The organism is Pseudomonas sp. RA_5y_Pfl1_P24 (assembly GCF_963970945.1).
GTDB lineage: Bacteria > Pseudomonadota > Gammaproteobacteria > Pseudomonadales > Pseudomonadaceae > Aquipseudomonas > Aquipseudomonas tritici.
This window is the reverse complement of the sequence record NZ_CAXAOJ010000001.1, coordinates 155,405-181,083: the sequence shown is the minus strand read 5'-3', so window position 1 is coordinate 181,083 and position 25,679 is coordinate 155,405. Positions and strand designations below refer to the sequence as shown.

The window sequence follows — 25,679 nt, the reverse complement described above, 5'->3', positions numbered from 1 at the left end:
GGCCCTTGCTCCTGCACCGATTTACTGGCATTGTTTGTGCAATTGGTAACACTTCCCATTTGAGATATTTTTGCGCATGCATGACATTCCCGCCGCGCTGGATGACTCCGTACGGCAGCAGACCCTCACGGCGATGTACAGCGAGCACCACGGCTGGTTGCACGGCTGGCTGCGCAAGAAACTCGGTTGCTCCCAGCATGCCGCCGACCTGGCGCATGACGCGTTCATCCGCGTATTGATGCTGGCCGAGCCGCAAAATATCAAGGAACCCCGTGCCTTCCTGGCCACCACGGCAGGGCGGTTGTTGATCGACGGCGCCCGTCGTCGCCGTATCGAAAAAGCCTACATGGAAGCGTTGGTGATCCAGTGCGAAGATGCCGGCATGCCGGACCCGGCCGCGATTCATGTGGCGCTGCAAGCCCTGGAACGTATCGCCGAGATGCTCGCGGGCTTGCCTGCCAACGTCCGCGAAGCGTTCCTGTTGAGTCGCCTCGATGGGCTGACCTACAGCGAAATCGCCACGCGCCTGGACGTCTCTTCCAGCACCGTCAAAAACTACATCTCCAGCGCCCTGGTGCATTGCTACCACAGCCTGCACCCGACAGACCCGCTGGAATGAGCGCCGAGCAGATCATCCAGCAAGCGGCGCAGTGGCTGACCCGCCTGCACGACGAGGACGTCAGCGACGCCGACCGTCACGCGTTTAATGCCTGGTGCCAGGCCGACCCGCGTCACGCCGTGGCCATTGAACGCATGCGCGCCTTGTGGGGCAGCCTCGACGCCTTGCCCGCCAAGCCCGCCCGTGTTGCCCTTAACCGCGCGTTTACCCCGCAACGTCCGCGTGGTGCGCAGGTGGCGGGCTTGCTTGGCGTGGTCTTGTGCGGCTGGCTGGGCTTGCAACACGTGCCGGTCTGGATGGCCGACCAGCGCACCGCCGTCGGCGAGCGCCGGCAGATTGCCCTCGAAGACGGCAGCCAGTTGCAGCTCAACAGCAACTCGGCAGTCGACGTGAAATTCGACGGGCATCAACGCGTGATCGAGCTGTTGCAAGGTGAACTCTGGGTCGAAGTGGCCAAGGATGCGCAACGGCCTTTTGTGGTCCGCACCGACCAAGGCACGGCCACCGCATTGGGTACACGCTATCTGGTCAAGCGGGCGGCAGACGGCACCACGGTCGTCACGGTGATCGAGTCCAGCGTGGCGGTCAAAGGTGAAGCCAGCGATGGGGTCAAGGTCACGGCCGGCCAGCGTTCGGTCCTTGACCACGGCCGCGCCCAGCCGCCGCAAGCCGTCGTCGATGCCGACCCGGATGCTTGGACCCGCGGCCTGCTCAAAGTCAACGACCAACCCCTGAGCGAGGTGCTGCAAACCCTCGCCAGCTATCGCCACGGCATGCTGCGCTTCGACCCTCAGGCCCTGCAGAACCTGCGGGTATCGGGCGTCTTCAAGCTGGATGACACGGCGGCGGCGCTGTCGTCACTGGCGGATAACCTGCCGATCCAGGTGGAGTACTTCACCGACCTGCTGGTGGTGGTCAAGCCGCGCTAGCCTTCGTTCTGGCGCAGGCGCTTGTACAAGGTATTGCGGCTCACCCCCAGCTCGCGTGCCAGGTGGGAAATATTCCCGCCGGCAGCCTTCAAGCGCTGGTTCAGGTCGAGGCTGTCATCCAGCTCGTCATTGGCGGGCCGTGGCGCCGCTACGTCCAAATCCACAAAAAAGTCATCCGGTAGATGCTCCGGGCGGATCGGCTGTTCCTCCGCCATGGCCAGTGCCACCCGCAGCACACTGCTGACCTGGCGCAAGTTCCCCGGCCATGGATGCTGATCGAACAGCGCCAGCACTTCGGCGCTCAGGCCCGCCCATTGGGTCGGCTCGCGGTGTTGCTGCCACAGTTGCTGGAACAGCGCCTGCTTGTCCGTACGCTCGCGCAACGGCGGCAGCTCCAGCGTCAGGCCGCCGATACGGTAGTACAAATCCTCACGAAACCGCCCGGCCTTCACGCGTTCGCGTAACGCGTGGTTGGTGGCCGAGATGATGCGTAAATCCACCGGGAACAACTCGCTGCTGCCCACCGGCTGTACGCAACGCTCCTGCAATACCCGCAGCAGGCGGGCCTGTGTCGGCAGCGGCATATCACCGATTTCATCCAGAAACAGCGTGCCCTTGTCGGCCTTGCGGATCAGCCCGATGCTGCCTTTTTGATTGGCGCCGGTGAACGCGCCTTTTTCGTAGCCGAACAGTTCCGATTCCACCAGTTCAGCGGGAATCGCCGCGCAGTTCACCGCAATGAACGCCTTCTGGCTGCGCGAGCTGGCCTGGTGCAGGGCTTTGACGAACACTTCCTTGCCCACGCCGGTTTCACCGTGGATCAGCAGGGGGATGTCCTTCTCCAGTAAGCGCTCGGCCTGACGCACGGCTTTCTCCACGCGCACATCACCAAAATGCAGGGTATTGAGGCCAATCGACGTGGGTTTCGCCGGCACCGGTTCAGTGAATATGCGGGCCTGCACGGGCCTCTGCTGAGGCCGCTTCAACAGGCACTGGAACCGGTTGCGTCCCGCCGCTTGCAGCGAGAAGGGCAACCCCTCCGGCTGGTTCAACAATTCCAGCAACGACACCTTGAACAAACTGTCGATCATCACCCGCGACAAACTGATGCCCAACAGGTTGTCGGCACGACGGTTGGCCGACAGCACTTGGCCGCTCTCATCAAAAATCAGCAGACCGGCCCACTGGCTATCCAGATTGCTCAAGCCAGTGTTAAAGGTCAGTTGGAAATGTTCACCGCGAAACAGGTTGAGGATGAGCCGGTTTTCCACGGTCTGGCTCATCATCTTAACCATGCCCAAGGTGTGGGAGGGCGGCAGGTAGCTGTCGCTGGACACATCCAGCACCGCGATGATCTCGCGCTGGGCATCAAAGATCGGCGCCGCTGAGCCCGTCATGAAGCGGTTGGCCTTGAGAAAGTGCTCGTCGTGTTCGATACGCACCGCCTGGGCACAGGCCAGTGCGGTGCCGATAGCGTTGGTGCCGCTGGAACGTTCCACCCAACTGGCGCCGGGGTTGAAGCCCCGAGCCAGCTTGGGCTCGATAAAACGCTGGGTGCCCCAGCGGGTCAGCACCTGGCCCTGGTTGTCAGCCAACATGATCAGGCAATTGGAGTTGCTGAGGATGTTCTCGTAGTAGGGCAGCACTTCTTGATGGGTGGTTTGCACCAGCGAGTGCTGGCTTTCGAGCAATTGGCTGATGCACTCGGCGGGCAGTTGGTCGAAGCTGGGCGTGCTCTGGTGGTCCAGGCCGAAGGCGCGGCAACGGCGCCAGGATTCCTGGATAACGGTGTCGTGAGCCAAGGGTTCGGCCATGGGGTCGACCTTCGTTTTTATTATTATTGGGCTTGCACAATTTATCTGAAGAAACCGGCCACGTATGCCCTGTGTTGTTGATGAGAGTGTTGTTCATAACTGTTCATTGTCAAGGCGCTGATTGTTCAGTTGTTCAGCCTGCGTTGTTCATTTCTGTTCACACCTGAATATCCCATTCAGCCCATTTCCTTGCGCATCAAACACTTGCGGTTTTGGCACGAAACTCGCTCTGACATCTCGCCAGATTCATTCCAATAATAAAAAAGGTCGTGTCATGTCATTGACCCTGGAAAATGTCTCCCACGTTGTCGAAGGCCAAACCTGGATTGACGACGCCAACCTGCGTTTCGAAGCCGGCTCCTTCAACGTCCTGCTCGGTCGCACCCTGTCCGGCAAGACCAGTCTGATGCGCCTGATGGCCGGTTTGGACAAACCCAGCAGTGGCCGCATCCTGATGAACGGTGTGGATGTCACGCAAAAGCCGGTGCGCCTGCGCAACGTGTCGATGGTGTATCAGCAGTTCATCAACTACCCGACCATGACCGTGTTTGAGAACATCGCCTCGCCGTTGCGCCAGGCTGGTGTGTCCGACGAGGTGATCCAGGGCAAGGTGCTGGAAACCGCGAAGATGCTACGCATCGAGAAATTCCTCCAGCGCCACCCGCTGGAACTCTCCGGTGGCCAGCAGCAACGCACGGCCATGGCCCGCGCGTTGGTCAAGGACGCCGAATTGATCCTGTTCGATGAGCCGTTGGTGAACCTGGACTACAAACTGCGCGAAGAGCTGCGTCAGGAAATGCGCGAACTCTTCGCAGCACGTCACACCATTGCCATCTACGCCACCACCGAGCCCAATGAAGCGTTGGCCCTCGGTGGCACCACCACCATTCTTCACGAAGGCCGGGTGATCCAGAGCGGTAAAGCCGCCGAGGTGTATCACCAGCCGCAGACCGTGCTGGCCGCTGAGCTGTTTTCCGAACCGCCGATCAACCTGATGCCAGGGCGTATCAGTGGCAACGAAGTGAGCTTCGCCAATTTCGTGCACTTCCCGCTGAACGTCGACCTGCGCCCCATCGGCGAAGGCGATTTCCGTTTTGGCGCACGCCCTAGCCATATCAGCCTGGTACCGAGCAACGACGACGACCTGGAACTGGCGGTGACCGTGGAAGTCGCGGAGATCAGCGGCTCGGAAACCTTCCTGCACGTACGCAGCGAACACTTCCTGCTGGTGCTGCACCTGTCGGGGGTGCACGAATACGACGTCGACGCGCCGATTCGCGTGTATATCCCCACTCATAAACTGTTTGTGTTCGATGGCCAAGGCCGTTTGGTCCAGGCTCCCGGGCGCCGTGTCGCGAGGGTTGCCTGATGGCCGAGATCCATTTGCAGAACCTGGCGCATAGCTACAGCCCTACGCCGATTGGTCCTGAGGACTACGCGATTCGGGAAATGAACCACGTGTGGGAGCAGGGGGGAGCCTACGCCTTGCTCGGGCCGTCCGGCTGCGGCAAGTCGACCTTGCTCAATATCATCTCCGGCCTGCTCAGCCCGTCTGAAGGCCAGGTGCTCTTCGACGGCAAGGTGGTCAACGAACTCACTCCGGAAAAACGCAACATTGCCCAGGTGTTCCAGTTCCCGGTGGTGTACGACACCATGACGGTGTTCGACAACCTGGCATTTCCCCTGCGCAACCAGGGCATGGCTGAGGCGAAAATTCACAGCAAGGTGCAGGAAATTGCCGAAGTCCTCGACCTGCACAGCCTGTTGAGCAAAAAAGCACGCAACCTCACCGCCGACGAAAAGCAGAAAGTCTCCATGGGCCGTGGCCTGGTGCGCGACGACGTGTCGGCGATCCTGTTCGACGAACCGCTGACGGTGATCGACCCGCACCTCAAGTGGAAGCTGCGGCGCAAGCTCAAGCAGATCCACGAGCAATTCAACATCACCATGGTCTACGTGACCCACGACCAGTTGGAGGCCTCGACCTTCGCCGACAAGATCGCGGTGATGTACGGCGGCCAGATCGTGCAGTTCGGCACGCCCCGTGACTTGTTCGAACGTCCGAGCCACACCTTTGTCGGCTATTTCATCGGCAGCCCTGGGATGAATCTGATCGAGGTGCAGGCCGAGGCAGGTGGGGTACGGTTTGCCGGCACTCACCTGCCATTGTCCGAGGCTTTGCAGCAACGTATTGCCAGCATCGATTACAAGAAATTGCAGGTGGGTATTCGTCCGGAATTTATCCACGTGTGGGACGAGCACAACCCTGACGCCCTGCAGGCTGATGTCACACACCTTGAAGACCTCGGCACCTACAAGATCCTCACCCTCAACCTTGACGGCGCCACGCTCAAAGTGCGTCTGTCCGAAGATAAAGCGGTGCCCGAAGGCAAGGCTTCCATCAGTTTCCCGTCGCAATGGCTGATGGTGTATGCCGACGATTACCTGCAGGAGGTGCTGCCATGAACAAGGTGCAGAACAACAAGGCCTGGTGGCTGGTGTTGCCGGTGTTCCTGCTGGTGGCGTTCAGTGCGGTCATCCCGATGATGACCGTGGTCAACTACTCGGTGCAGGACATCTTTGACCAATCCAGCCGCTACTTCGTCGGTGTGGAGTGGTACAAGCAAGTGCTGCTCGACCCGCGTCTGCATGACTCGCTGCTGCGTCAGTTCATCTACTCGGCCTGCGTGCTGCTGATCGAAATCCCGCTGGGCATCGCCATCGCCCTGACCATGCCGACCAAGGGCCGCTGGTCGTCGCTGGTGTTGATCATCCTCGCCATTCCGCTGCTGATTCCATGGAACGTGGTGGGCACTATCTGGCAGATTTTCGGGCGCGCCGACATCGGTTTGTTGGGTTACAGCCTCAACGCCCTGGGCATCAGCTACAACTACGCGGCCAACACGGCGGACGCCTGGGTCACCGTGCTGGTAATGGACGTGTGGCACTGGACCTCGCTGGTAGCGCTGCTCTGTTATTCGGGACTGCGCGCCATTCCGGATGTGTACTACCAGGCTGCGCGGATTGATCGGGCATCCGCCTGGGCAGTTTTCCGACATATCCAGTTGCCGAAGATGAAAAGCGTGCTGCTGATCGCGGTAATGCTGCGTTTCATGGACAGCTTCATGATCTATACCGAGCCCTTCGTCCTCACGGGCGGTGGACCGGGTAACGCCACCACCTTCCTGAGTCAGACACTGACCCAGATGGCCGTAGGCCAATTCGACCTGGGCCCCGCGGCGGCATTCTCGCTGGTGTATTTCCTGATCATTCTGTTGGTGTCCTGGCTGTTCTACACCGCCATGACCCACTCCGACGCCAATCGCTGAGGCCGCCAACATGAGCAAGCGCAAGCTTATACCGCTGCTGATCTACATCCTGTTCCTGCTGGTGCCGATCTATTGGCTGCTGAACATGTCCTTCAAGAGCAACACCGAAATCCTCGGCGGGCTGACGCTGTTTCCGCAGGATTTCACCCTGGCCAACTACAAGGTGATCTTCACCGATCCAAGCTGGTACACCGGCTACCTCAACTCGCTGTACTACGTGAGCCTGAACACGGTGATCTCCTTGAGCGTGGCGCTGCCGGCGGCCTATGCGTTTTCGCGCTACCGTTTCCTCGGCGACAAGCATCTGTTTTTCTGGCTGCTGACCAACCGTATGGCGCCGCCGGCGGTGTTTTTGCTGCCGTTCTTCCAGCTGTATTCGTCGATCGGTCTGTTTGACACGCACATCGCCGTCGCCCTGGCGCACTGCCTGTTCAACGTGCCGTTGGCGGTGTGGATCCTCGAAGGCTTCATGTCCGGCGTACCTAAGGAAATCGACGAGACCGCCTACATCGATGGCTACTCGTTTCCTAAGTTTTTCGTGAAGATTTTTATCCCGTTGATTGGCTCCGGTATCGGTGTGACCGCGTTTTTCTGCTTCATGTTTTCCTGGGTCGAACTGCTGCTGGCGCGCACCCTGACCTCGGTCAACGCCAAGCCTATTGCGGCGGTGATGACGCGCACGGTCTCGGCGTCGGGTATCGATTGGGGCGTACTGGCGGCGGCGGGGGTGTTGACTATCCTTCCCGGCATGCTGGTGATCTGGTTTGTTCGCAACCACGTGGCCAAGGGCTTTGCCCTGGGCCGGGTCTGAGGAGTCGATGATGGAATGGATGGCCTGGACCACCCCCACGGCGCTGTTCTTTGGCGGCATAGCCCTGATCCTGGCGGGCATGACCACTTGGGAACTGCGCTCGCCGAGTATCCCCCGGCGGGGTTTTCTGCCGATCAGCTCCACCCGTGGTGATCGTTTGTTTATCGGTCTTCTCGGTAGCGCTTACCTGCATTTGCTGGTCATCGGCGTTACCGACTGGAGCATCTGGGTGGCGTCCGCGCTCTCCCTGGTATGGCTGTTGAGTGTGATGCGTTGGGGCTGAAGCCCTTGTGAATAAACCACCTGGAGGTCTCTATGTTGAATAAAAACAATAAGCTGCGACATAGCATTTCATTGGCCGCCGTACTGGCCCTCAGCGGTTTGAGCGCCTCGGCCTGGGCCGATGCGTATGAAGATGCCGCAAAAAAATGGATCGGCAGCGAGTTCAAGCCGTCGACGCTCACCGAAGCCCAACAGCTCGAAGAGTTGAAGTGGTTCATCAAAGCCGCCGAACCCTTCCGTGGGATGAAGATCAACGTGGTGTCGGAAACCCTCACCACCCACGAGTACGAGTCCAAGGTGCTGGCCAAGGCCTTCACTGAAATCACCGGGATCAATCTGACCCACGACCTGCTGCAGGAAGGCGACGTGGTGGAGAAGCTGCAAACCCAGATGCAGTCCGACAAGAACATCTATGACGGCTGGGTCAATGACTCGGACCTGATCGGTACGCACTTTCGCTACGGTAAGACCGAATCTATCACCGACCTGATGGCCAATGAAGGCAAGAACTTCACCTCACCGACCCTTGACCTCAAGGACTTCATCGGCATCTCATTCACCACTGCGCCGGACGGCAAGATCTACCAATTGCCCGACCAACAGTTCGCCAACCTCTACTGGTTCCGCGCCGACTGGTTCGAGCGTCCGGAGCTGAAAGCCAAGTTCAAGGAAAAATACGGCTACGACCTCGGTGTGCCGGTGAACTGGTCGGCCTATGAAGACATCGCCAAGTTCTTCAGCGAAGACGTCAAGGAAATCGACGGCAAGCGCATTTATGGGCACATGGACTACGGCAAGAAGGACCCGTCCCTGGGCTGGCGCTTCACCGATGCCTGGTTCTCCATGGCCGGTGGCGGCGACAAGGGCCTGCCCAACGGCTTGCCGGTGGACGAGTGGGGCATTCGCGTGGAGGACTGCCACCCGGTGGGCTCCAGCGTCACCCGTGGCGGCGACACCAACGGCCCGGCCGCGGTATTTGCCACACAGAAATACGTGGACTGGATGAAAGCCTACGCGCCACCGGAAGCGGCGGGCATGACCTTCTCCGAATCCGGCCCGGTGCCGTCCCAAGGCAACATCGCCCAGCAGATCTTTTGGTACACCGCGTTTACCGCCGATATGGTCAAACCGGGCCTGCCGGTGGTGAATGCCGACGGCACGCCGAAATGGCGCATGGCGCCGTCACCTGTCGGACCGTATTGGGAAAAGGGCATGAAGAAGGGCTATCAGGACGTAGGTTCCTGGACCTTCCTCAAGTCGACGCCGGAGAAACAGAAACTCGCGGCCTGGCTTTACGCGCAGTTCGTGACCTCGAAGACCGTGTCACTGAAGAAAACCATCGTTGGCCTGACGCCGATTCGTGAGTCCGACATCAACTCCCAGGCCATGACCGACATGGCGCCGAAACTGGGGGGGTTGGTGGAGTTCTACCGCAGCCCGGCCCGTACCGAATGGTCGCCAACCGGCACCAACGTGCCCGACTACCCACGCCTTGCGCAACTGTGGTGGAGCAACATTGCCGCTGCTGCCAGCGGCGAGAAAACCCCGCAGCAAGCGCTGGACAACCTGGCCAAGGAGCAAGACGCGATCATGGCGCGCCTGGAACGCTCCAAGGTGCAGCCGGTGTGCGGTCCGAAAATGAACCCCGAGCGTGACGCGCAATACTGGTTCGACCAGCCGGGCGCGCCAAAACCGAAACTGGCGAATGAGAAGCCCAAAGGCGAGACCGTGAGCTACAGCGACCTGCTCAAGTCGTGGGAGGCGGCGCGTAAGTAAGCGCTTTGAGTGGAGCAAAACGGCACTCAGGTGCCGTTTTGTTTTTCCGACACTCACAGCATGCAAATTTCAGAACGATATAAATCAAAGGTGGGGCTGGCTTGCCAGCTCCCACCTGTTGTCCTGCGGTGACTTGACGATCACGCCGCCTGTGGCTGAACCAGCAACTCCCCCTCGACATCCTTGACCAACTCACTGGCCAAAAACAGCGGTGCCAGGCGTTTATGCAGTTGTGGCTCGACAAACTCCTTCACCGTCTCCAGCGCCAGTACGCCGCTCAACGGCAACTCGGCCTTGGTGTACGACAACCAGGCTTTCTTCAGTGCCTGCAACACATCACTGCCGGCGGTGGTGGCGAAGCGGCGGTGGGTAGGTTTACCGTCAAAAGTGAAGGTGTGCTGGAACGCGTAGCCGGTTTCATCACCCTGGCTGGCGGTGCAGCGGATGCAGGTGCACGGGCCTTCGCCGAAAGCGCTGCGCAGGTAGGCGTTGAAGTCCACCACGGGTTTGAGTGACAGGCGCTTATCCACCTCGAACAGGTCCCCGGTCATTTTTTCGTCAGTGTTCAACGTCCATTTCCTCGCAGATTCGGCGGTTTTTCAAAGCGCGGCACAATAGCAGCCGAGCGCCTGTTTGTGGGTGATTTGCATAACAATAGACCTCGATATTCTTTTCTCGTCTTAAAAATCGTGGCTACCCTCGTTCACCTTCTCAAAAGTGCGGCAGAACCCCCATCACCCTCAAGCGCTTCTCTTGGACCCTTCTGGTTGCCTCGCTGGCGTGCTGAAAAACAAGGCCGACAGCTGGAAGGACTACTTCTTTGAAGAAGCCCACAGTGGTAACGGTAGCTGACCCCCCCAAAAGTGAATTTGCAGTGTTTGAGGGGTCAGCGGAAAAACTCTCCGGGCGTCGCATCAAACTGCTGCCTGAACGCATTGATAAACGCCGACGTCGACTCATACCCACACCCCAACGCGACATCTGTTACCCGCTCGCCTTGCTCCAGGGCGGGCAGGGCGGTGAGCAACCGCAAGCGCTGGCGCCATGCGCGAAACGTCAGCCCGGTATCCCTCAAAAACAACCGGCTCAACGTCTTCTCACTCACGTCCAGCTTTTGGCTCCACTGGCCCAACGTTGTCTGCTGCTCCGGGTGCAGGTTTAAACTGCGGTAGATCTGGCGCAAGCGCGGGTCCAGTGGCAGCGGCAGCATCAAATCAACCTGCGGCGCCGCCGCCAGTTGGTCCAGTACCACCTGCGCCAAACGCCCATCCGGCCCATCCTCGGCATATTCCACCGGCAGTTCGCTGAAGCTGCGGATCAACTCGCGCAGTAAACTGCTCACTTCCAACACATGACAGCGCTCAGCCGCCCAGGCCGTGACGCTGCAATCGAGGTACAGGCTGCGCATTTCCGTGTGGGGCGAGCTGAACACGCGGTGTGGCATTCCTGCCGGTATCCACACCGCGCGCTGTGGCGGCGCTACGAAACGGCCGACGCTGGTCTGGATCTCCAGCACCCCGGAAATCGCGTAGGACAATTGCACCCAAGGGTGGCTGTGCCGACGGGTCAGCGCACGGTTGGGCAGCGATTCAGTGCGCCCATACACCGGCCGTGGCAGGCTGGAGAGCCCGGGCACACTGCGGCGGACGGTCTTGTCATGTCCTTTAGGCGGCATTTACTGGCTCATTGGCGTTAGTCGGTAATAAACCGTTACGTTAGAGTCGCGGTGACGCTCTTGGCAACCCCTGGAAGATCCTGCTTATGACCCGCCCGCGTTTCCTGCCCGACAACTTCACCCTGACGCTGATCGCCACGGTGATCCTCGCCTCCCTGTTGCCCGCCAGCGGCCAGACCGCCGTGGCCTTCGGCTGGGTCACCAACCTGGCTATTGCGCTGCTGTTTTTCCTGCACGGCGCCAAGCTGTCGCGCCAGGCCATTGTTGCTGGCGCCGGTCACTGGCGCCTGCACCTGCTGGTGTTCAGCCTGACCTTCGTGCTGTTCCCGCTGTTGGGCCTGGCGCTCAAGCCGCTGCTGTCACCGTTGATCGGCAACGACCTGTACATGGGCATGCTCTACCTCTGCGCTTTACCGGCTACCGTGCAGTCGGCGATTGCCTTCACGTCCCTGGCACGCGGCAATATCCCGGCGGCGATTTGCAGTGCGGCGGCCTCCAGCCTGTTTGGCATCTTCCTCACGCCGCTGTTGGTGACGTTGCTGCTCGACGTGCACGGTGACGGCGGCTCGACCGTCGACGCAATCCTGAAAATCAGCGTGCAATTGCTGCTGCCGTTCATCGCCGGGCAGATCGCGCGTCGCTGGATGGGTGAGTGGGTGGGGCGCAATAAATCCTGGCTGAAATTCGTCGACCAAGGCTCGATCCTGCTGGTGGTGTACGGCGCGTTCAGCGAAGCGGTCAATGAAGGCATCTGGCACCAGATCCCTCTGTGGGAACTGGGCGGCCTGGTGGTGGCCTGCTGCGTGTTGCTGGCCTTGGTGTTGGTGGCGTCGGCGGTGCTGGGCAAGGCCTTCGGCTTTAACCAGGAAGACCGCATCACCATTCTGTTCTGCGGCTCGAAGAAGAGCCTCGCGACCGGCGTGCCGATGGCGCAGGTGCTGTTTGCCGGCGCGACCATGGGCGTACTGATCCTGCCGTTGATGCTGTTTCACCAGATCCAGCTGATGGTGTGCGCGGCACTGGCCCAGCGTTACGCCAATCGGCCAGAATCGATTCAGGCGTTGACGGCGCAAGTCGATCCTTGAGGCGTCGTGTTACTATTTTTCCGCGCTGCTCAAGGGCCGGCACTGGGCCGGCTTGATCAACGCGGAAACTGAGTAGACCGACCCGTCAATGAGCATTTCAGCCGCAACCCCCCAAACCAATTGGCAACCGGTCATCGCCCTCGCGTTGGCCGCCTTTGTGTTCAATACCACCGAATTCGTGCCCGTTGGGCTGCTCAGTGCCATCGGTGCCAGCTTCGACATGCCGGTGTCCAGCGTCGGCCTGATGCTCACGATCTACGCCTGGATCGTGTCCCTGACCTCCCTGCCGGTGATGCTGCTCACCCGCAACATCGAACGGCGCAAGCTGCTGATCGTGCTGTTTTGCATGTTTATCGTCAGCCACATTCTCTCCAGTGTCGCCAACAGTTTCGGCCTTCTGATGCTCAGCCGCATCGGCATTGCCTTGTCCCATGCGCTGTTCTGGTCGATCACCGCGTCGCTGGCGGTACGTCTGGCGCCGGAAGGCAAGCAGGTGCAAGCCCTCGGCCTTCTGGCCACCGGTACTTCCCTGGCGATGGTCCTGGGCATTCCGCTGGGTCGCCTGCTCGGCGAAGCCATGGGCTGGCGCACCACGTTCCTGGTGATCGGCGCCTTCGCTGCCGCGCTGGTGTTCTGGCTGGCGCGCACCTTGCCGCTATTGCCGAGCCAGAACTCCGGCTCCCTGCGCAGCCTGCCGCTGCTGTTCAAGCGCCCGGCGCTGGTAGCGCTTTATGTGCTTACCGCGATGACCGTCACCGCGCAATTCACCGCCTACAGCTACATCGAACCCTTCGTCGAAGGCGTGGCCGGTATGAGCGGCAGCGCGGTGACCCTGATCCTGCTGGTATTCGGCGGCGCGGGCATCATCGGCTCGCTGCTGTTCAGCCTGGTGCACCGCTTCAACCCGCATGTATTCGTCGTCAGCGCGGTATTTATCCTGGCCGCGTGCCTGGCGCTGTTGCTGCCGTTGAGCGGTGCGCAATCCTACCTGGTGGTGCTGAGTATTTTCTGGGGCATGGCGATCATGGGCTTTGGCCTTGCCATGCAGTCCAAAGTGCTGGTGCTGGCACCGGATGCCACCGACGTGGCCATGGCGATGTTCTCCGGCATCTACAACATCGGCATCGGCGGCGGCGCCCTGATGGGCAGCTGGGTCGGCAGCCAGTTCGGCTTCGCCTGGGTCGGCGCGGCGGGCGGGTTGCTGGCGGCGGTGGCGTTGATTGGTTACTGCTTGGCGATCAGGCAGTTTGGGCCGGGTGTGCCCAGGTAGGAGCAAACAAGCTCGCTCCTACGACCAGACAAGTCTTACACAGTATTTTGATACCCATTGCTACCGTCGCCCAGGACCGCCCACCGCCTGTGGTGACGGCACTTGAACAGCAATGGAGTTGATTGTGCACAAGCGTTTGACCGCAGAGTTCATGGGTACTTTCTGGCTGACATTCGGCGGCTGTGGCAGCGCCATTCTGGCGGCGGCATTCCCGGACTTGGGCATTGGTTTTGTGGGTGTTTCGCTGGCGTTTGGTCTCACGGTATTGACCATGGCCTACGCGGTAGGGGGAATATCCGGCGGGCATTTCAACCCTGCAGTGACCATTGGCCTATGGGCGGGGCGCCGCATTCCTGCGGGGGATGTGCTGCCGTACATCGCGGCGCAGGTCAGCGCAGCGATTGTCGCTGCTGCGGCGTTGTACCTGATTGCCAGCGGGCAGCCGGATTTCGCTGTGGGTGGTTTTGCCGCCAACGGTTACGGCCCATTGAGCCCAGGCCTCTTCGACATGAAGGCGGCGTTGCTGGCCGAACTGATTGCCACGTTTTTCTTCGTATTCATCATCATGCGCGTGACAGCACCTGGTGCTGTGCCTGGCTTTGCGCCGATTGCCATCGGCCTGGCGCTGACCTTGATTCACTTGGTTCTGATCCCGGTGACCAATACGTCGGTGAACCCCGCCCGCAGCACCGGGCCGGCGTTGTTTGCCGGGGGCGAGTATAGGGCGCAGCTGTGGTTGTTCTGGGTGTCGCCGGTTGTTGGCGGGGTGTTGGGAGCGTTGGCAGCTCGCACTTTGGGCGAGCAAAAGCCGGCTTGAAACCTTATACATTTGAGAAAATCGGTACAGCCTTAACGCTCGACAGTGTTGGCTCCGGCTCTTTTCCAAAGTGCCCCGCGGTAAGGGCGGAAGCCCTATCAGCCGTTACTCAAATAACGGATATGTACCCCACCAAGAATTGCCCCCCACCCAATCCAAAATGAAGCTTTCATGACAAAAGTTCGGTAGCTCCCAGCCCCCCCTGTCTCTCCTATGTAACGCGCTGGAGGCCGCCACAAGCTGCCTCCCCAGCCGTCAGCAAGACGCCAGGAGTGGGGCAAGTGGGAACTATGGAACGTTACTCGAAAGTAGGCATGCAGGAGCTCGACCAGCGCCTGTCGAAGATCGTTGAAGCCGCGCGCAAGAAGCCGGTTTCGGTTTACCGCTACGGTGCGCCGTGGGTGTGGATTGTCTCTCAGGACGACTGGCAGGGCGCGTTGAAGGAAGTGTCCAGCTACATCCCGGCGGGCCATTCCCTGGTGTTGCTGCGCCCGCAGATCGACGAAGTGCTCGACCAGCACCGTGAGTGGCTGGTGGCCGAATCCGCGATGTCGATCGCCCCGCACACCGTGCTGCAAGTCCTCTTGCTGCAACTGCTGTATTCGGTACCCAGCGAGCAGCAACTGCATGAACAGCTGAACTACAACCTGCTGTTTCGCTGGTTCGTCGGCCTGGACCTGAACCAAAAGGTCTGGAGCATTCATGTGCTCACCCGCGACATCGCCACGCTGCTGAATAACCCGCGTGCGGTGCAACTCATCCAGAAAATCATCGATGACGTGTTTTGTGGCGCCTTGCTGCACATGCCGGAGTTCTCGCTGAACTTCGCGCTGTTGCACACCTGGCTGGCACGCCACGGTAACACCTCGATCACCAGCAATTGAGCAGGCCGCATGCCGGGCAATCGGTGGCGGCGCAAAAAATCATAATGTCAGGGGGCGGTGTGGAGCATCTGTTCAAATTAACGCTGGCGCTGTGTTGCGTGACGCTGGGGAGCGTGACGCAAATCGCGTTGGCCGAGGAAGAGCAAGCGGCACGCAAGGTCGACGTCAACGAGTACTTCGTGCGCGGCAACACGGTGCTCGATGCGGCGACGATCGAGGAGGCGGTGTACCCGTTCCTCGGTCCGCAAAAAACCTTGGGCGATATCGAAGGCGCACGCGATGCGCTGCAGAAGATCTACCAGTCACGCGGCTATCAGTCGGTGTTTGTCGAGCTGCCGGAGCAGAAGGTCGATGACGGCATCGTTTACCTGCAAGTCAGCGAAACCAAGGTGGGACGCGTGCGTGTGGTCGGCGCCAAGCACTATTCGCCGGTGGAAATCCGCGAGCAGGTGCCAGCGCTGGAAGAGGGCGCGGTGCCAGACTTTGCCACGGTGCAAACCCAGTTGGCCGGCCTCAACCGCAGTGCCGGGCGCCAGGTCACGCCGCTGGTGCGCGAAGGCCAGCGCCCCGGCACCATGGATGTGGATTTGCAGGTGGAAGACCAGAACCCTTGGCACGCCAGCATTGGCCTTAACAACGACTACAGCGCCGACACCGAAAAGCTGCGCTCGGTGGCGACCCTCGGCTACGACAATCTGTGGCAACTGGGCCACAGCATCTCGCTGACCTATTTCACCGCGCCCCAGGACAGCGCCAATGCCAAGGTCTGGTCGGGCGCCTACAGCGCGCCGCTGGATGAGCGCTGGACCTTGCAGTTCTCGGGTTACCAGTCAGACAGCAACATCGCCACCCTCGGCGGTAGCAACGTATTGGGCAAGGGCCACTCCTACGGCGTGTCGGCCATTTACAACCTGCCGGCGGCGGGCAACTGGGCCAACTCGTTTTCGTTCGGCGTGGACTTCAAGGACTTCGACGAACAGCTGAAATTCGGCGCCAGCAGCGACCAGGTGCCGCTCAAATACGCACCACTCACCTTTGACTACAACGGCTTTCGCTACACCGAGCAATCACAGTTGGGCTTGGGCCTGAACCTGGTGGTGGGCACCCGCGCGTTCTTCGGCTACGGCAGCGACGCCGAAGAATTCGAGTACAAGCGCTACAAGGCCAGCGCCAGTTTTGCCGTGCTCAAGGGTGATCTGAATTACACCTACACCTTCGCCAACGATTGGCAGTCAGCCACCAAAAGTGGCTTCCAACTCGCCTCGGGGCCGCTGGTCTCCAACGAGCAGTATTCCGCCGGCGGCGCCACCTCGGTGCGCGGCTACCTGGCGGCCGAACGTACCGGGGACGAGGGTTACTTGCTCTCCCAGGAACTGCGCACGCCGTCCCTGGCCAAGTTTCTCGGCAGTTATGTGCAGGAGTGGCGCTTTTACGCGTTCGCCGAAGGCGCGCGCATGCGCCTGCACGACCCGCTGCCTGAGCAAGAAGACGAATACAGCCTGGCCAGTGTCGGCCTGGGCACCCGCGCCAGTTTGAGCAAATGGTTGTCCGGCAGCCTGGATTGGGGCTACCCGCTGCTCGATGGACCGAACACCCAGAAACAGGACTCGCGACTGCACTTCAGTGTGCAGGCGACTTTCTGACTTTTTCTTCCGGAGATTTCACCCATGCAACGCCTATTCCTGAGCCTGTTGATCTGCCTGGGCTTCGCGCTCCCGGCCACCGCCCATGCCTGGTGGCAGGACGATTGGCACTACCGCAAACAGATCTCGGTAGACACCACCGCCCAAGGCGCCGCGATCAACCAGGCCCTGGGCCGAACCGCGCTGCTGGTGCGCCTGCACACGGGCAATTTCACCTTTGACGGGGTCAAGGAAGACGGTGCCGACCTGCGCTTTGTGAGTGCCGATGACAAGACCGTGTTCAACCACCAGATCGAAAGCTTCGACCCGTTGATGGGCATGGCGCTGATCTGGGTCGATGTGCCCAAGGTCGAAGGCGGCCAGCGCCAGGACCTGTGGATGTACTACGGCAATCAGAAAGCCGCGGCCTCCGCCAACGGCCAACTGACGTTTGACCCGAACTACACCGCGCTTTACCACTTTGATGGGGCCACAGCCACACCGCCCCGGGACACCACGGCCTACGCCAACACCGCACTGAACGCCACGGGCGTGAGCATCGACGGCGTGATCGGCCGCGCCTTACAGTTCGGCGGCCAGCCCTTGATGTTGCCGGCCAGCCCATCCTTGCAACATGCAGCCGGCGGCGCATTCACCTTCAGTGCCTGGCTGCGCCTGGACCAGGCGAGCGGTGAGCAAGTGGTGCTGTCCCGGCGCGACGGCTCCCACAACCTGCTGCTGGGCGTGAATCAAGGCATGCCGTTTGTGGAAATCGACGGCCAGCGCGCCGTGTCGACCCAACCGCTGAACCCTGGCCAATGGCAGCACTTGGCGTTCACCGCCGAAGGTGAAAAGGTCTCGCTGTATGTGAATGGCCGCGAAACCGCGACCCTCGCTGTGGCCTTGCCAGCGTTCAATTCCCAACTGGCCATCGGTGCCGACCTGCCGGAAGCGGGCAGTACGCACCAGCCCTTCGCCGGCGCCATCGATGAGCTGCGCCTGTCCAAAGTGGCGCGCCCGGCCGCGCTGTTGCTGGCCGACGCCAGCGCCCAGGGCGCCGAGTCGAAGCTGGTGGCCTATGGCGTGGATGAAGAACAGTCCGGCTTTGGTTTCGGCAGCCTGGGCTTCCTGCTCAACGCGGTTCCCGTCGACGCCTGGGTAATCATCCTGGTGCTGGTGGGGATGATGTTCCAGTCGTGGGTCATCATGCTGCGCAAGAACCGTCAGGTCAGCCGCCTCAGCAGTGCCAACGAGGTCTTCCGCGAGCATTTCGCGCAGATCGGCACCCGCCTGGAGATGTATGCCGACGACGCGCAATTGGCTGAGCGCCTGACCCATTCTTCGCTGTGGCGTCTGTACCTGGTGGCGGTCAAGGAAATCCGCACCCGCCGCGCCCAGGGTGCTGACACTTCTTCGGTCTCGGCCGCGACTATTGAAGCGATCCGCTGCTCCATGGACGGCGTGCGCACCCGCGAAAACCAGGCCCTCAGTTCCAAGCTCTCGACCCTGTCCAACGCCATCGCCGGCGGCCCGTACATCGGCCTGCTCGGGACGGTGCTGGGGATCATGGTGGTGTTCCTCGGCACCGCCATGGCCGGTGACGTGAACATCAATGCCATCGCGCCGGGTATGGCGGCGGCCTTGCTGGCCACGGCCATGGGCCTGTTTGTCGCGATCCCGGCGCTGTTTGGCTACAACCGCCTGATCACGCGTAACAAGGAAGTGAGTGCGGATATGCGCGTGTTTGTCGACGAGTTCATCACCCGCCTGGCGGAGATGCACGGCGAGAGCCAGCACAGTGAAGCCGCGCACCGCGCACCGCATCACGCACCGGTTCCGGCCTGAGGAGAGTTGCCATGGCTTCTGTAAATGCCTCCCACGACGATGACGATGATGCCGCCGTCGACAGCATCAATATCACGCCCCTGGTGGACGTGCTGATGGTGGTGCTGGTGATGTTTATCCTCACCGCCACCGCCCAGGTCTCGGGTATCCAGATTCACCTGCCCAAGGCCAGCGCCTCGGTGTCGTTGTCGGAGGCCAAGACCAAGGCGATCTCCGTGAACGACGGCGGCCAGGTGTTCCTTGACGCTTACCCGGTAACCCTCGGCGAGCTCGAAGAACGCCTGCGTATCGAGAAAGCGCTGAACCCCGATTTCCCAGTGATCGTGCGCGGCGATGCGATGGTGCAGTACCAGAAGGTGATCGAAGTGCTCGACTTGCTGCGCCGGCTGGAGCTGTCCCAGGTCGGGCTGGTCACCGGCAAACCGAGCCAGGGCTGAGCCATGACCGCACAGATCCCAATCGCGCCACTGCCCGTGAAAAAGAAGCCGCCATTGCACCCATGGAAGTGGGGCGCGGGCCTGTTGCTGGGCGCCGTGGCGGCCTGGTTTTTGTGGCAGTGGGCCAATGACATGAGTGGCGTGCGCCGCGAAGCGCCCAAGGTGCCGACGATTATCCCGTTGCCGCCGCAACCGCCACCGCCTCCAGAGAAACCCAAGGAGCCCGAGCCCCAGGTCGAAGAAAAAGTCCCGGAGCCGGTGCCAAGCCCCGAACCCGAAGACGTCAAGCCGGCAGAGGAAGCGCCGCCTTCGCCCAACGAAGACCTGGCCAACCCGATGCAGATCGATGGCGATGCACAGTCCGGCAATGACGGTTTCAACATTGGCGCCGGCAAAGGCGGCGGCATGGCCGGCAGCGGTGGTGGGTTGGGTACCGGCACGTACAAGCAGTACCTGGCCGGCACCTATCAACGGCTGATGCGCGAAGACCCGGAATTACGCAAGAAGGCTTTCTCGATACAGATAGACCTGTGGTTGGGCACCGATGGCCAGGTCACTAAAGCACTGGTGGCCAAGTCCAGCGGGGACGCCGAGACCGATGCCCAGATGCTTGCGCTGATACGTGCACCGCGTGCCACGCAGAAGCCGCCGGCGTCGCTGACGCTGCCCATGCGCCTGTCCCTCAAAGGCCGGCGCCCGGATTAATTGAATGCTTTTTTCAACGGTTTTTTACAGGAGTTGCGTACACATGATTTCCCCCGTGAATCGACTGACCCTGGCGGTCGGCATGGTCATAGCGACCCTGGTCGGCCAGGCGACTGCCGCCCCGGTCGCGCCCTCGGAAAACGTCACGATCAACCTGATCCGCCTGTTGGTGCAGCAAGGCGTGCTCAAGCAGGAAACCGCCAACGGCCTGATCGCCCAGGCGGAAAAAGAAGCCCAGCAGGCACGACAGGCCAATGCCGCGCCGGTGGTTGCCGCAGGCCCGGCCGCAGCGCCCGGCGATGTGCGTGTGCAATATGTGCCGCAGGCGGTCAAGGATCAGATTCGTGACCAGGTCAAGGCCGAGGTCATGGCCACCGCCAAGCAGGAAAACTGGGCCCAGCCCAATACCTTCCCGGACTGGATCTCGCGTATCACCTTTGACGGCGATATCCGCCTGCGGGATGAGTCGCGCTACTTCTCAGGCAACAACAGCAACGAAATCGTCGACTACGCCAAGCTCAATGACAGCGGCCCGTACGACACCAACAAAGACACCAACACCAAGCTGCCACCGCTGCTCAACACCACCAAGGACCGCGAAAACCTTTTCCGCCTGCGCGCGCGCCTGGGCATGAAAGCGGTGCTGTCGCCGGAATGGACCGCCGGCATCCGCATTGGCACCGGCTCCGACAACAACCCGGTGTCCACCACCCAGACCTTGGGCGGCGGCTTTGGCAAGAAGGACATCTGGCTCGACCAGGGCTATCTCAGCTGGAAAGCCACCCAGGACGTGACCCTCACCGCAGGCCGGTTCGCCAACCCGTTCTATTCCACCGACATGATGTATTCGGGTGACCTGAACTTCGACGGTATTGCCGCCAATTTCAACCATGCCCTGAACAACGGGTGGGGCCTGTTCGGCACCCTTGGCGCGTTTCCGGTGGAGTACACCTCCGACTCGGCCAGCAGCAACGGCTTCGACAAAGAAGACAGCGAGACCAAGTGGCTGTTTGGCGGACAGATCGGCGCCAACTGGAAGATCAACCGCGAAAACAGCATCAAAGGCGCGATGGCGTACTACCACTTTGACGATATCGAAGGCCAACGCTCCGGCGCGTGTGAGCCGTGGGCCGGGCAGCCCGCCTGCGACAGCGACGGCTCGCGCCTGGCCTTTATGCAAAAGGGCAACAGCGTGTTCCTGCTGCGTGATATCACCCCGAACCCGGCCACGCCTGGCTTGACCCCGCAACCGCAGTTTGTCGGCCTGGCGTCCAAGTTCGACGTGCTTGACCTGAACCTGGCGTGGGATGCCGAACTGCCGAGCGACTTCAAACTGCGTACCCAGGGCAACTTCATCCACAACCTGGCCTACGACAAGGGCGAGATGCTCAAGCGCAGCGAAGGCGAGATCGTCAACAACATCAACAGCAAGGGCCAGTTCGAGAGTGGCGGCAACGCCTTGATGGTGCAGATGACCCTCGGCAGCGCGCTGGAGATGCGCAAACGCGGCGACTGGAACGTGCTGGCTGGCTACAAATACATCCAGCCCGACGCCTTGCCCGACGGCTTCAACGATTCCTCGTTCCACCTGGGCGGGACCAACGCCAAGGGGTACTTCATCGGCGCCAACTACGGCATCGAAAAGAACCTCTACGCCAGTGCGCGTTGGTTGAGCGCATCAGAAGTGTATGGCGCGCCGTTTGAAGTCGATGTGATGCAACTGGAACTCAACACGCGCTTTTGATGCGCAGGGAGATGCCACATGAACACGCGAATCTGCGGGTTGCTCTTGGTGTTTGTTGCCACGGCGGCCTCGGCTGAAGGCATGGAGGAGCGCTTGCGTACGCAATTGCGCAGCACCACCCAGCAATTGCAGGCGCTGCAAAGCGAACAGGCCCAGGCCAGTGCGGCGCGCATCGCCGCTGAAACCCAGGCCAAGCAGGCCCAGGTGCAAATCAAACAACTGACCGCTGAGCTGGAGAAGACCCGTGGCGTGGCCGAGCAAATGGCCGGCCAGCAACAGAGCCTGCACAGTCAGGCGCAAGCCCAGGTCGCGGCGAGCAATGAGCAGATCGGCAAGTTCAAGAAGGCTTATGACGAACTGCTGGTGCTCGCCAAGGGTAAAGAAGCCGAGCGCGCTCGCTTGCAGGCACAGCTGAGCGAACGTGACACACAAGTGCAGCAATGTTCAGTCAAGAATCAACAGATGTACGGCGTGGCCCAGCAACTGCTCGCGGCCTACGAAAAAATCGACGTGGCCGAGGTGATGAGTATTCGCCAGCCGTTCGCCAGCAGTGCGCGGGTCAAGTTCGAGGAACTGGCCCAGGGCTTTGGCGACGATTTGTACAAGAGCCGTTTCGACGCGCCCCAGGCAACTGCCAATCATTGATAGACAGATCAGAGATCACCATGAGCGAATTGATCACCAGCGTCACCACCCAGAGCCTCACCGAGCTGCTGCAGGAAGCGGGCTACCGGGTCAATCAGACCGAACAGAACGGTATCGTGCAATTGCTCAGCGCCAGCCAGGGCATCGGTTTTGCCGTGCGCTTTGGCAACCCGGCGGCAGAGCAGGGCAACTATGTGGATTTCACCTACAGCTGCGCGCTGCGTATCCAGGGCGAGTTGCCTGAAGGCCTGGCCCAGGTATGGAACGCATCGCGGCGCTTTGCGCGGTTGTCGGTGCAGGGCGAATTCCTGCTGATGGAAATGGACGTGGTGGTGGCCGGCGTGGGCGCCACGCACCTGCGCAGCCAGCTGGAACTGTGGGATCGCCTGTTGCAGGAGTTTATCGTCTACCTGCGTGAATACAGCCAGCAGGCGGCGCAGTTGCAGGCCCAGGCCGACGTCGAGGCGCCCGTATTGTGAAAAAGCCAACCTTGATGGTCGGCGCGGGTGCGCTGGCCTTGCTGGTGGTGGCGGTGGGTTTGAGCGTGCGACCGGGCAGCGACCCGGTGGCGGCTCAGCAACCGGCACCGGTGCTCAACCTTGCGCCGAGTGGGCCAGCGGTGGCACGCCTGGGTAATCAGCAGATCGACCTCACGGAACTGAAAAGCGTGCTTGCCAGCCTGCCGGCCGAGTCACGCGAGCAATTGCGCGGTAACCGAGGTGCATTGGAGACCTGGATCCGTTCACGTCTGGCACAAAAGGCGGTGCTCGAACAGGCCGACGCGCAAGGCTGGCGCCAGCGCCCGGAAGTGGAACAGCAAACGCGAGCCGCCACTGAGCAAATCGTGTTTCGCGACTACATGCTCTCGGTCAGCCAGGTGCCGGCCGACTACCCCAGCGCGGCTGAATTGCAACAGGCCTACGACAGCGGCAAGTCGCAATGGATGACGCCGCCGTTGTATCGGGTGAGCCAGATTTTTCTCGCGGCGAATGACCCGCAAAGCCTCGACACAGTACGCCGCCAGGCCCAGGAACTGAGCCGCCGCGTCCAGGCGTCACCGGGTGATTTCGCCGCCCTGGCCACGCAGTTTTCCCAGGACACCGACTCCGCCACGCGAGGTGGAGACTCGGGGATGCAGCCTTTGCAGCAACTGTTGCCCGAAGTGCGCAATGCGGTGTCGCGCCTCAAGGTCGGCGCCGTGTCGGATGTGGTGCAGAGCGCCGCAGGGTTTCATGTGCTCAAGCTCACCGGCCAGCAACCGGCGCGCATGGCGACCCTGGACGAACTGCGCGAACGCCTGACCCAGGCCTTGCGCGCCCAGCGTCAGGAGCAGATCGCCAAGGCTTACCTCGAGGGCATGCTCAACACCGCCACCCTGAGTATCGACGGTGCAGAGCTGAACAAGGTGCTGGAGTAACGCGTTTCAACCCGCATTGGATGCACAGACAGACAAGACAGGGAGTCTCCCATGGCATTTCTAGAACCATCTGGCCTTCAGGGGCCGTCCGCTTATCGCGCACCGGGCGAGGGGCGCAGCACCTGGCTGGCCCTGGCCGGAGAGATTGACCCGGAGGTGGCGCGCTACTTTCTGGTGAGTGCGCGCTGCGGCTGTTTCATGCAGGCGGCGCGCAGTTTGAATATCAAGGCGACGCTGTTGCGCAAGCGCTTGGCGCAGTTGGAAGAACATCTGCGCCATTCGCTGTTCACCTATCAGGGCAATGGCTTGGTACTTAGCCGCGATGGTCAGCAGTTGAAGGCTCAGTTAATCGCCCTGGCCCATGAGCGGCGTCTGCCGGTCACGGAGCAACCGCTGATTCGGCTGGCGGTCGCTGAGCCGATCCTGCACGACATCCTTGGGCGCGACCTGATTGCCTTGCTGCGACGCAATGCCAGCGTGCGCCTGGAGATCATCTCCATCGACAGCCAGTTGTCGCTGCAAGCGGTGGAGGTGGACGTGGTGCTGTGGTTGTCGGACGCCGATGCCCCGGTGCCCGGCCCGAGCTTTGTCACCGAGCCGCCGCGAGCCCTGGCGCGGCTGCAATATTTGCCGCATATCGCCAAGCGTTATTCACGGCTCACGACACGGCCGGACAGTGTGGAAGACCTGGATGACTACATGCTGGTGCAGTGGCAGCCTGATGCGCAGGTTGGCGCGTTGCAGCCGTGGAACCGGGTGGTGGAGCAGCGTTTGGCGGCGGTGGTGCAAGTGCATGCTTATTCGCTGATGCTGGAGATGATTCGTTGTGGCGCCTGTATTGGGTTGCTGCCGCACTACATGAGCAGTGTTGACCGTGGGCTCGTGGCGTTGCCGGGGTTGTTGGCCGAGAGCATGCAGCGCCACGTGTGGCTGGCGGTGAATGCGCGGGTGGGGGATGCGCAGGCGGTGCGGATGATTGTAGAGTTGATCGTCAGCACCTTCGAAGGCCGCCGTGAGTGGTTTGATTGACTGCACGTGTTCAATCAGATGGCCCTACGCAGATGACTGGCGGCGGCTGGTTTCAACGTTGCAGCACACCTCGAAAGGTCGCGCTCAGGGCGCGCAACGTTTCCCTGGAGCGTGCGTCACTGATCCGGCTATAAAGCACCACTTCACTCACGGGCAACGCCGGCAACCCATATTGCTCGCTCACCTCCACCGCGCCAGCGGGTGCCACGCGGTGGGCGAGGGCGGCTACGCCGAGGCCGGCGCTGACTGCCGCCCCCACGGCCATCACACCGCCGCCGACGAATACTTCGGTCCAGTCGATGCGCGCCGCGTCCAGTGCGCGTGTGGCCAAGTGGCGAACGCCGCAGGGCGCGGCCATGGTCGCCATGCGCAGAGGCTTGCCGGGGCTATGTTGCCAGGTGGGCGCAGCGAACCAGCCAAAGCGTTCCACCACCAACACTTCGCCGTCCTGGCGGTCGCCCTCGTTGCGTACGATCACCGCGTCCAGTTCGTTGCGATCGAAGGCGGCGACCAGGTCGCGGGAGGAGGCGATGCGGACTTCGAGGATCACCAAAGGGTCATAGGCGGCCAGGCGGCTGAGCCAGGTCGGCAAGTCCGGGCCGGCGACGTGGTCGCTGATGCCGATCACCAAGCGACGCGGTGCGTGGGAGCCCATGTCGCCCAGCGCGCGTTCATGGGCATTGAGCAGCGCACGCGCGGCCACGATGAACTGCTCGCCCTGGGGCGACAGCCGCACGTGCCGTGGCGTGCGCTCAAGCAGGCGATAGCCGAGGCGCTCTTCAAGGCGCTTGAGCTTAAGGCTGATCGCGGCCTGGGAGGTGTCGAGGGCCTCGGCGGCACGGGTGAAACTGGCGAAATCCGCCACCAGTACGAAGGCGTGCACAGTGTCGATATCCAGAGGTTTGAGCACGTCAGTCATATCGGATCCTTATTGCACCTATATC

Annotated in this window: 25 protein-coding genes; 21 read left to right on the top strand and 4 right to left on the bottom strand. The window is 61.3% G+C overall.

Annotated features, from left to right (window positions below):
* Positions 1-76 precede the first annotated feature (76 nt).
* Positions 77-619: a sigma-70 family RNA polymerase sigma factor gene (locus AACY30_RS00780; RefSeq protein WP_339467363.1), complete on the top strand. Its 543-nt coding sequence runs from the start codon at positions 77-79 to the stop codon at positions 617-619.
* Complete coding sequence (locus AACY30_RS00775) at positions 616-1,548, top strand: FecR family protein (protein ID WP_339467360.1); 933 nt, start codon at positions 616-618, stop codon at positions 1,546-1,548. Before AACY30_RS00780 ends, AACY30_RS00775 begins: the two co-directional genes overlap by 4 nt.
* On the opposite strand, the gene AACY30_RS00770 is transcribed toward AACY30_RS00775, so the two are convergent.
* A complete protein-coding gene (locus AACY30_RS00770) occupies positions 1,545-3,362 on the bottom strand; it encodes a sigma-54-dependent Fis family transcriptional regulator (protein ID WP_339539413.1) in 1,818 nt (605 codons plus the stop codon). The two genes, AACY30_RS00775 and AACY30_RS00770, sit on opposite strands and share 4 nt — an antisense overlap.
* 274 nt (positions 3,363-3,636) lie before the next feature.
* Here AACY30_RS00770 and AACY30_RS00765 point away from each other — a divergent pair, with 274 nt between their 5' ends.
* The 6 genes from AACY30_RS00765 to AACY30_RS00740 are packed head-to-tail and all read left to right on the top strand — an operon-like array spanning position 3,637 to position 9,560.
* The gene (locus AACY30_RS00765; RefSeq protein ID WP_339539411.1) at positions 3,637-4,731 is read left to right on the top strand and encodes an ABC transporter ATP-binding protein; all 1,095 of its coding nucleotides are present in this window, start codon (positions 3,637-3,639) and stop codon (positions 4,729-4,731) included.
* Positions 4,731-5,828: an ABC transporter ATP-binding protein gene (locus tag AACY30_RS00760; protein ID WP_339467356.1), complete on the top strand. Its 1,098-nt coding sequence runs from the start codon at positions 4,731-4,733 to the stop codon at positions 5,826-5,828. The genes AACY30_RS00765 and AACY30_RS00760 overlap by 1 nt, the downstream gene beginning before the upstream one ends.
* Entirely contained in the window at positions 5,825-6,691 is an 867-nt protein-coding gene (locus AACY30_RS00755) for a carbohydrate ABC transporter permease (protein WP_339420831.1), read from the top strand. Before AACY30_RS00760 ends, AACY30_RS00755 begins: the two co-directional genes overlap by 4 nt.
* A gap of 10 nt (positions 6,692-6,701) precedes the next feature.
* Positions 6,702-7,502: a carbohydrate ABC transporter permease gene (locus tag AACY30_RS00750; RefSeq protein ID WP_003232361.1), complete on the top strand. Its 801-nt coding sequence runs from the start codon at positions 6,702-6,704 to the stop codon at positions 7,500-7,502.
* Positions 7,503-7,512: 10 nt separating this feature from the next.
* Complete coding sequence (locus tag AACY30_RS00745) at positions 7,513-7,785, top strand: DUF2160 domain-containing protein (RefSeq protein WP_339539409.1); 273 nt, start codon at positions 7,513-7,515, stop codon at positions 7,783-7,785.
* Positions 7,786-7,817: 32 nt separating this feature from the next.
* Positions 7,818-9,560, top strand: a complete 1,743-nt coding sequence (locus AACY30_RS00740; RefSeq protein ID WP_339467355.1) for an ABC transporter substrate-binding protein — start codon at positions 7,818-7,820, stop codon at positions 9,558-9,560.
* A gap of 140 nt (positions 9,561-9,700) precedes the next feature.
* On the opposite strand, the gene AACY30_RS00735 is transcribed toward AACY30_RS00740, so the two are convergent.
* Both AACY30_RS00735 and AACY30_RS00730 read right to left on the bottom strand, forming a co-directional pair.
* On the bottom strand, positions 9,701-10,129 hold the full coding sequence (locus AACY30_RS00735) for a hypothetical protein (RefSeq protein ID WP_339467353.1): 429 nt from the start codon (positions 10,127-10,129) through the stop codon (positions 9,701-9,703).
* A gap of 317 nt (positions 10,130-10,446) precedes the next feature.
* On the bottom strand, positions 10,447-11,235 hold the full coding sequence (locus tag AACY30_RS00730; RefSeq protein WP_339436941.1) for an AraC family transcriptional regulator: 789 nt from the start codon (positions 11,233-11,235) through the stop codon (positions 10,447-10,449).
* Positions 11,236-11,321: 86 nt separating this feature from the next.
* On the opposite strand from AACY30_RS00730, the gene AACY30_RS00725 reads away from it, so the two are divergent.
* The 13 genes from AACY30_RS00725 (at position 11,322) to AACY30_RS00665 (ending at position 24,735) form a co-directional block, all read left to right on the top strand.
* Entirely contained in the window at positions 11,322-12,320 is a 999-nt protein-coding gene (locus AACY30_RS00725; protein WP_339467351.1) for a bile acid:sodium symporter family protein, read from the top strand.
* Between the two features lie 88 nt (positions 12,321-12,408).
* A complete protein-coding gene (locus tag AACY30_RS00720) occupies positions 12,409-13,590 on the top strand; it encodes a sugar transporter (protein WP_339467349.1) in 1,182 nt (393 codons plus the stop codon).
* 112 nt (positions 13,591-13,702) lie between these two features.
* Positions 13,703-14,407: an aquaporin Z gene (gene aqpZ, locus AACY30_RS00715; protein WP_339467348.1), complete on the top strand. Its 705-nt coding sequence runs from the start codon at positions 13,703-13,705 to the stop codon at positions 14,405-14,407.
* Between the two features lie 290 nt (positions 14,408-14,697).
* Positions 14,698-15,291 carry a transposase gene (locus tag AACY30_RS00710; RefSeq protein ID WP_339539407.1) on the top strand — a complete coding sequence of 198 codons (594 nt, stop codon included), beginning with the start codon at positions 14,698-14,700 and terminating at the stop codon, positions 15,289-15,291.
* Positions 15,292-15,350: 59 nt separating this feature from the next.
* Positions 15,351-16,934 (top strand): ShlB/FhaC/HecB family hemolysin secretion/activation protein, encoded by a 1,584-nt coding sequence (locus AACY30_RS00705; RefSeq protein WP_339539405.1) that lies wholly within the window; start codon positions 15,351-15,353, stop codon positions 16,932-16,934.
* Positions 16,935-16,958: 24 nt separating this feature from the next.
* On the top strand, positions 16,959-18,758 hold the full coding sequence (locus AACY30_RS00700) for a DUF2341 domain-containing protein (protein ID WP_339539403.1): 1,800 nt from the start codon (positions 16,959-16,961) through the stop codon (positions 18,756-18,758).
* Positions 18,759-18,769: 11 nt separating this feature from the next.
* On the top strand, positions 18,770-19,195 hold the full coding sequence (locus AACY30_RS00695; protein ID WP_010211136.1) for an ExbD/TolR family protein: 426 nt from the start codon (positions 18,770-18,772) through the stop codon (positions 19,193-19,195).
* 3 nt (positions 19,196-19,198) lie between these two features.
* Positions 19,199-19,900, top strand: a complete 702-nt coding sequence (locus AACY30_RS00690) for an energy transducer TonB family protein (protein WP_339539401.1) — start codon at positions 19,199-19,201, stop codon at positions 19,898-19,900.
* A 43-nt stretch (positions 19,901-19,943) separates the two neighbouring features.
* Entirely contained in the window at positions 19,944-21,644 is a 1,701-nt protein-coding gene (locus AACY30_RS00685; RefSeq protein WP_339467343.1) for a putative porin, read from the top strand.
* An 18-nt stretch (positions 21,645-21,662) separates the two neighbouring features.
* Positions 21,663-22,289, top strand: coding sequence for a hypothetical protein (locus AACY30_RS00680; RefSeq protein WP_049708792.1), 627 nt, complete (start codon positions 21,663-21,665; stop codon positions 22,287-22,289).
* 20 nt (positions 22,290-22,309) lie between these two features.
* Positions 22,310-22,768, top strand: a complete 459-nt coding sequence (locus tag AACY30_RS00675) for a YbjN domain-containing protein (protein WP_049708791.1) — start codon at positions 22,310-22,312, stop codon at positions 22,766-22,768.
* Positions 22,765-23,706, top strand: coding sequence for a peptidylprolyl isomerase (locus tag AACY30_RS00670; protein ID WP_339539398.1), 942 nt, complete (start codon positions 22,765-22,767; stop codon positions 23,704-23,706). Before AACY30_RS00675 ends, AACY30_RS00670 begins: the two co-directional genes overlap by 4 nt.
* Before the next feature lie 51 nt (positions 23,707-23,757).
* Positions 23,758-24,735 (top strand): LysR family transcriptional regulator, encoded by a 978-nt coding sequence (locus AACY30_RS00665; protein WP_339539396.1) that lies wholly within the window; start codon positions 23,758-23,760, stop codon positions 24,733-24,735.
* Between the two features lie 52 nt (positions 24,736-24,787).
* Here AACY30_RS00665 and AACY30_RS00660 read toward each other — a convergent pair whose 3' ends face one another.
* Positions 24,788-25,654, bottom strand: coding sequence for a LysR family transcriptional regulator (locus AACY30_RS00660; RefSeq protein ID WP_339467336.1), 867 nt, complete (start codon positions 25,652-25,654; stop codon positions 24,788-24,790).
* Between the last annotated feature and the right edge of the window lie 25 nt (positions 25,655-25,679).

Coding starts and splice junctions, on each gene's coding strand:
- AACY30_RS00780 (WP_339467363.1), top strand. CDS start 77: ATGCATGACATTCCCGCCGCGCTGGATGACTCCGTACGGCAGCAGACC.
- AACY30_RS00775 (WP_339467360.1), top strand. CDS start 616: ATGAGCGCCGAGCAGATCATCCAGCAAGCGGCGCAGTGGCTGACCCGC.
- AACY30_RS00770 (WP_339539413.1), bottom strand. CDS start 3,362: ATGGCCGAACCCTTGGCTCACGACACCGTTATCCAGGAATCCTGGCGC.
- AACY30_RS00765 (WP_339539411.1), top strand. CDS start 3,637: ATGTCATTGACCCTGGAAAATGTCTCCCACGTTGTCGAAGGCCAAACC.
- AACY30_RS00760 (WP_339467356.1), top strand. CDS start 4,731: ATGGCCGAGATCCATTTGCAGAACCTGGCGCATAGCTACAGCCCTACG.
- AACY30_RS00755 (WP_339420831.1), top strand. CDS start 5,825: ATGAACAAGGTGCAGAACAACAAGGCCTGGTGGCTGGTGTTGCCGGTG.
- AACY30_RS00750 (WP_003232361.1), top strand. CDS start 6,702: ATGAGCAAGCGCAAGCTTATACCGCTGCTGATCTACATCCTGTTCCTG.
- AACY30_RS00745 (WP_339539409.1), top strand. CDS start 7,513: ATGGAATGGATGGCCTGGACCACCCCCACGGCGCTGTTCTTTGGCGGC.
- AACY30_RS00740 (WP_339467355.1), top strand. CDS start 7,818: ATGTTGAATAAAAACAATAAGCTGCGACATAGCATTTCATTGGCCGCC.
- AACY30_RS00730 (WP_339436941.1), bottom strand. CDS start 11,235: ATGCCGCCTAAAGGACATGACAAGACCGTCCGCCGCAGTGTGCCCGGG.
- AACY30_RS00725 (WP_339467351.1), top strand. CDS start 11,322: ATGACCCGCCCGCGTTTCCTGCCCGACAACTTCACCCTGACGCTGATC.
- AACY30_RS00720 (WP_339467349.1), top strand. CDS start 12,409: ATGAGCATTTCAGCCGCAACCCCCCAAACCAATTGGCAACCGGTCATC.
- aqpZ (WP_339467348.1), top strand. CDS start 13,703: ATGGAGTTGATTGTGCACAAGCGTTTGACCGCAGAGTTCATGGGTACT.
- AACY30_RS00710 (WP_339539407.1), top strand. CDS start 14,698: ATGGAACGTTACTCGAAAGTAGGCATGCAGGAGCTCGACCAGCGCCTG.
- AACY30_RS00700 (WP_339539403.1), top strand. CDS start 16,959: ATGCAACGCCTATTCCTGAGCCTGTTGATCTGCCTGGGCTTCGCGCTC.
- AACY30_RS00695 (WP_010211136.1), top strand. CDS start 18,770: ATGGCTTCTGTAAATGCCTCCCACGACGATGACGATGATGCCGCCGTC.
- AACY30_RS00690 (WP_339539401.1), top strand. CDS start 19,199: ATGACCGCACAGATCCCAATCGCGCCACTGCCCGTGAAAAAGAAGCCG.
- AACY30_RS00685 (WP_339467343.1), top strand. CDS start 19,944: ATGATTTCCCCCGTGAATCGACTGACCCTGGCGGTCGGCATGGTCATA.
- AACY30_RS00680 (WP_049708792.1), top strand. CDS start 21,663: ATGAACACGCGAATCTGCGGGTTGCTCTTGGTGTTTGTTGCCACGGCG.
- AACY30_RS00675 (WP_049708791.1), top strand. CDS start 22,310: ATGAGCGAATTGATCACCAGCGTCACCACCCAGAGCCTCACCGAGCTG.
- AACY30_RS00665 (WP_339539396.1), top strand. CDS start 23,758: ATGGCATTTCTAGAACCATCTGGCCTTCAGGGGCCGTCCGCTTATCGC.
- AACY30_RS00660 (WP_339467336.1), bottom strand. CDS start 25,654: ATGACTGACGTGCTCAAACCTCTGGATATCGACACTGTGCACGCCTTC.